The organism is Halanaerobium sp. (genome assembly GCF_003070835.1).
In genome coordinates, this window is the sequence record NZ_QBLR01000274.1 from 1 (window position 1) to 4,634 (window position 4,634).

The 4,634-nt window shown below is 36.0% G+C and carries 5 protein-coding genes; all 5 read right to left on the reverse strand.

Annotation, left to right across the window (positions count from 1 at the left end):
* The coding region (locus CI949_RS17200) for an ABC transporter permease (RefSeq protein ID WP_290768626.1) at positions 1–707 on the reverse strand (707 nt) is incomplete at its 3' end.
* Complete coding sequence (locus CI949_RS17205) at positions 688–1,638, reverse strand: ABC transporter substrate-binding protein (protein ID WP_290768629.1); 951 nt, start codon at positions 1,636–1,638, stop codon at positions 688–690. The genes CI949_RS17200 and CI949_RS17205, both read right to left, overlap by 20 nt.
* 128 nt (positions 1,639–1,766) lie before the next feature.
* Positions 1,767–2,705 carry a SufD family Fe-S cluster assembly protein gene (locus CI949_RS17210; RefSeq protein WP_290768632.1) on the reverse strand — a complete coding sequence of 313 codons (939 nt, stop codon included), beginning with the start codon at positions 2,703–2,705 and terminating at the stop codon, positions 1,767–1,769.
* On the reverse strand, positions 2,705–3,454 hold the full coding sequence (locus CI949_RS17215) for an ABC transporter ATP-binding protein (RefSeq protein ID WP_290768634.1): 750 nt from the start codon (positions 3,452–3,454) through the stop codon (positions 2,705–2,707). The genes CI949_RS17210 and CI949_RS17215 overlap by 1 nt, the downstream gene beginning before the upstream one ends.
* 24 nt (positions 3,455–3,478) lie before the next feature.
* A partial coding sequence (locus tag CI949_RS17220) for a fucose isomerase (RefSeq protein ID WP_290768636.1) occupies positions 3,479–4,634 on the reverse strand: 1,156 nt, incomplete at its 5' end.

Consider the following 4,634-nt stretch of genomic DNA (forward strand, 5'->3'; position numbering starts at 1 on the left):
AAATAATATTCAACAAACAGCATGAATAGGATTAAAACTATGGTCCAGGCAAAAAGTCTATCTGTTGCCATCATCGAATTAGCTCGGCTTAACTGATAACCAATACCGCTTGAAGAAGCTATAAATTCTGCAAAAACTGATGATTTCCAGGCAAAGGCAAAGGCTATACTTAAAGCAGAAACTAAGGCTGGTAATAATGATGGGAGATAAATTTCTTTTAGAATTCTATATCTTGGTGTGGAATAGGCCCGGGCCATCTCAACTAATTCTACATTCATATCTTCTAATCCCTGAAAAATATTAACAAAAATCACCGGTAATGAGACTATAAATATCAAAAATATTGGGGTCAAATCATCTGCAACTCCAAACCAAACCACTGCTAGAGAAACCCAGACTACTGGTGGAGTGGCTTGAATTACAGTGATTAGGGGTCTAAATGTTCGCTGCAAAATCTTAAAACGATAGAGCAGCAGTGCTGTAATAATACCTAGGATTACAGCCAGTCCATAAGCAATTAAAGTCCTTCTTAAAGTAATTATAAAGCTTTCAAGTAGTATCCCAGATAGAGCAATTTCTTTTAGAGCCTGATAACTTTCTCCAATTGAGGGCAGAATGAGGCTGTTTAGACCAGCCGCACTCCTTTCCCAGATTAGAAAAATAAAAAATAATAAAATCCAAAATGGTTTAATAATAGAATTCTTCATCGGGTAAAGATCCACCTAGAAGTTCTGGATACATTTTTAGCATCTCACCAAAATAAAATTCTGTTAATTTTCTGCTCTCCACCTCAGAATAAATATTTAAATTAACTCTATTCAGAGATTTTCTAAAAATAGGTGCCGGCATTCCAAAATGTTCTGCAGCAAGTTCAGCTGCTGCCTCAGGGTTATTGTTTACCCAGTCAACACCTTTAGCATAATAGGCATTGATTATATCTGTAAACTGAGGATATTTGCTGCTGAATTCTCCGTTAACAAAGAGCGCTACAAAAGGAATTCTATTGTCTCCATTCAACTTGGCCCATTCCTCCTGTAAGTCCATCGATAATACTGCTTCTTCCCGATTTGCAAGACTAATTGTTACCAGTGGCTCCGGCAAAATAATTGCATCTAATTCTCCTGCCATAAATAATTGGGCACCACCCGGCAGGGCTCTATAGACTAAATTTAAATCTTCTTCTGGATCAAGACCATTTTTCTGAGCCAAGTACCTTGCCAAAAAGTCTAGTGGTCCTCCCTGCAGAGGTAAAGCTAAATCATTCCCGCTGAGCTCAGCCCAGGATTCTGCTTTGAAACCATTTGTCAGCAAATAATCAATTCCCCAGGTATTAACATTCATCATTTTAAGATTTATACCTCGGTTATAAGCATTAGCCCCAACATTAGAGCCAGTAATTAAAAGATCAATATCATTTTGAGCAAGCAATGACATTCCACGCTGATGATCTGATGATAAATTTACTTTAATATCTAATGCTGCTGGCAGTTCAATTTTTTCCTGCATCCACAAAAATGGTAAAGCTCCCGGCACAGTTGGTGCCTGAACATTAACTTCAAGTGCCAAAACAGGTGCTGCTGCAGCTAAGAGAAAAATAAATAGAAAAATTAGTGTAAAAAAAGTATTTTTCTTAAACATAAAAAATCCTCCTTTTTGTACAGCTACCGTTTACCAACCCAATTATATCCATTAAATATATTAAAAGGATTTTAACATTTATTATTTGGTAAATATTGGTCCGGTAAACGGTAGCTGCAGTTTAAAAATTAATCGTTGAGCAGACCTTGAATAATTACCTCTGAAGCCTCTTCTTCATCAAGGCCACGAGCCATTAATGTCTGCAGTTGAGTACTGTCAACACTACCAATTGCAGCCTCATGAGTTACCTTAGCTTCTGGATGACGAACATCCACAATTGGAATAGCACGAGCTATCGCCTGGTCTTTAATGATTTCAGTACAATCTACATGACCCATTGCTTCTGCAGCATCAGCAGTTAATTCATTATAAATTTCTGCTTCAGCCTGGTCTTTGATGGCGATTTTTGAATCCAATATTCCTCTAGCAAATTTACCATTTAAATGTGCAGCTTCTCTGATTTTAATTAAGTCATTTTTTTGACCGCTGATCCGAGCCAGCATCTCTACTGTTCCGTGTTCAGCAACATTTGCTGTGTAATCAAAATCAATCTTACCAACACGACCCTCTAAAAGGTCAAATTTAGTCACTAATTTACCGTTTGCTTCTACATTAATATCGGATTTAGCAATTACTTCTACTCCACCATTATCTCCGTGAAAATGATGTTCTTTATAGGTATAACTGCCGCCATCAGCAATATTTATAACAGCATCCATAATATGCTCTACCTTAACTGCATTTGGAAAAACACAATCGGCCACTACTTCAACCTTAGCATTTTTTTGAACTTCGACATTCATATCTATTTTTTGGCGTCCTTCTTTTGGTAATACTCCAAAACACATGTGGACAGGATTTTTAATTTGATAACCCGCTTTAACAAGTACCTTGACTTTAACAGTATCCTCACTGATTTTATCAGCTTCAACTTCTAACCCTTCAACAGCATGCATTCCTAAAATTTTATCTCTTTCTAAAACCAGATGAGCTACTTCGCTGTCAGCAAAGATATCATCTCCACCAGCATCTTTATATGCATCAACCATCATTTCATAATCATTCATTAACTAGCCACCTCCGTCTCACATTCTTCTTCCTTAGCACATGGATAGCAGAAAGATTTAAAGTATTCACTGATATCTGATGGGTTACCCTGGCGAATAATTTCTCCCTCACAAACTAAAGCAGCCTGATCAGCATATTTTAACATTTCTTCTGAGTGAGTAATCAATAAAATACCACTACCAGATTCTTTGAAATAATTTATCATATCAGCAATATTATTTAAGGCTACAACGTCTACCCCAGAATCAGGTTCATCTAAGATTATTAATTCTGGATGCATCAAAATTAAAGATGCCAGTTCTATTCTTTTTCTTTCGCCACCACTTAAACTTTTATCTACAAAACGGTTAAGATATTGATAAGGGTTAATGGCTACCTTGTTTAAAGCATCTTTTAATTTCTCTTCAGTAACCTCTTCACCTTTACTTTTAAGGCCTAAAGCTAAAAACTCTCTAACTGTTACTCCCTGATAACGAGCTGGTTCCTGCCAGGCTAGAGTAATACCTTTTTTGGCTCTTTCGTTAATTTTTAGGTCATTTATTTTTTCACCTTTAAAAATCATTTCCCCTTTTTGTGGGTGATAATTATTGATGCCCATTAAAGTATAGGCTAAAGTTGATTTTCCACAGCCATTTGGCCCAATCAATGCAAAAACTTCTCCTTTTTCTAAAGAAAATTCCATCCCCTTTAAGATTTCTGCATCTTCTATTTTCAAATGCAAATCTTTTACTTCTAATAATTTTGACATTTTATTCCTCCTGTGATTTTTAATTTATTCCATACCAAGAAATTCATTTATTATATCTGCATGATAACCCGGAATAATTATATGATGATTTCCAATACTATCATTTAAAAAGTAATCTGAACTCTGGGGTAAGGAAATCTTAAGCTGAGTTCTGCAGGCATTAGGAGAATCTAAATTCTCTATAATCTCACCCTCAGCCACAAAATATTGCTCTAAACCAGCACCACCAATTTTAAAGACAGTTACAGGTCCCGTTTCTAATATTCCCTGAATTCCAACTCCAATACCTGTTTCAAAATGTGAACGAATAATATAATCATCACTGATATCGGTTGCTACAGTACAGTGGGCAAATAAGATTTCATCGTTCTTTTTATCTATGGCAGCTGGATTTGCCATAAACGGCATAACACCTGTAAGTTGATAGGCTAAAAACATTGTAAAGGCAGCTGGAACATCACCTTCACAACCTGCAATCAGGCCTTCATTATTTAAAAGCGATAGTGCCAGACAACCTGTAGTGTTTAACTTCTTAACAATATCAAAACACCGAATGGTAATTACATCTAAATCATTTTTGGCAATAACATCTTTCAGTGCCAAATAAATTTTTGCTGCCTCAACCAGATCAGCCTTACTGCTTTCAACTATATCAGAAGCATTTTCTAAAAAATCAGCTGCAATTCTTTTAGCTTTTGCAGAATCAACCTGCTTTAATGCCTGATAAAGCTGATCAAGCTCGATATCTACAAATTCACTGCCCCAATGATGAGCCGCATGGTCATAATCCACTTTACTTCCAATTAACCAATCCGATGGCTGACCAATAATTCCAAACTTAGCAGCAGCTATCTCATCTCTTACTTTTTTATAAGCTGCCAGTTCTTCTATTTCTGCTGCAACTTCTTCCATATCTCCATGCAGTATTTTCCCAGAAAGATTTTCAGCATTTAAAAAACTTAAAATTTCTAAAGCTGCTGGTAAAGAATTATTAAGCTCTGTTGCCAGAAGATATGCCGGCTGCGGCAAATACTCCACATTCTCAGCAAAAGTAGCTTCTGAACCACCCGTTTTAATGAAGTTAATTGTCAAATCATATTCATTAAAATTGGTAAAAGGAATTTCATCTGCTGGAACTTCTTCAATTTCAAAATTATCCTCTAAAATTGTAATTTGAGAA

Bases quoted from the DNA above. Each gene is read 5' to 3' on its own strand.
- CI949_RS17205 (WP_290768629.1), bottom strand. From the start codon at position 1,638: ATGTTTAAGAAAAATACTTTTTTTACACTAATTTTTCTATTTATTTTT.
- CI949_RS17210 (WP_290768632.1), bottom strand. From the start codon at position 2,705: ATGAATGATTATGAAATGATGGTTGATGCATATAAAGATGCTGGTGGA.
- CI949_RS17215 (WP_290768634.1), bottom strand. From the start codon at position 3,454: ATGTCAAAATTATTAGAAGTAAAAGATTTGCATTTGAAAATAGAAGAT.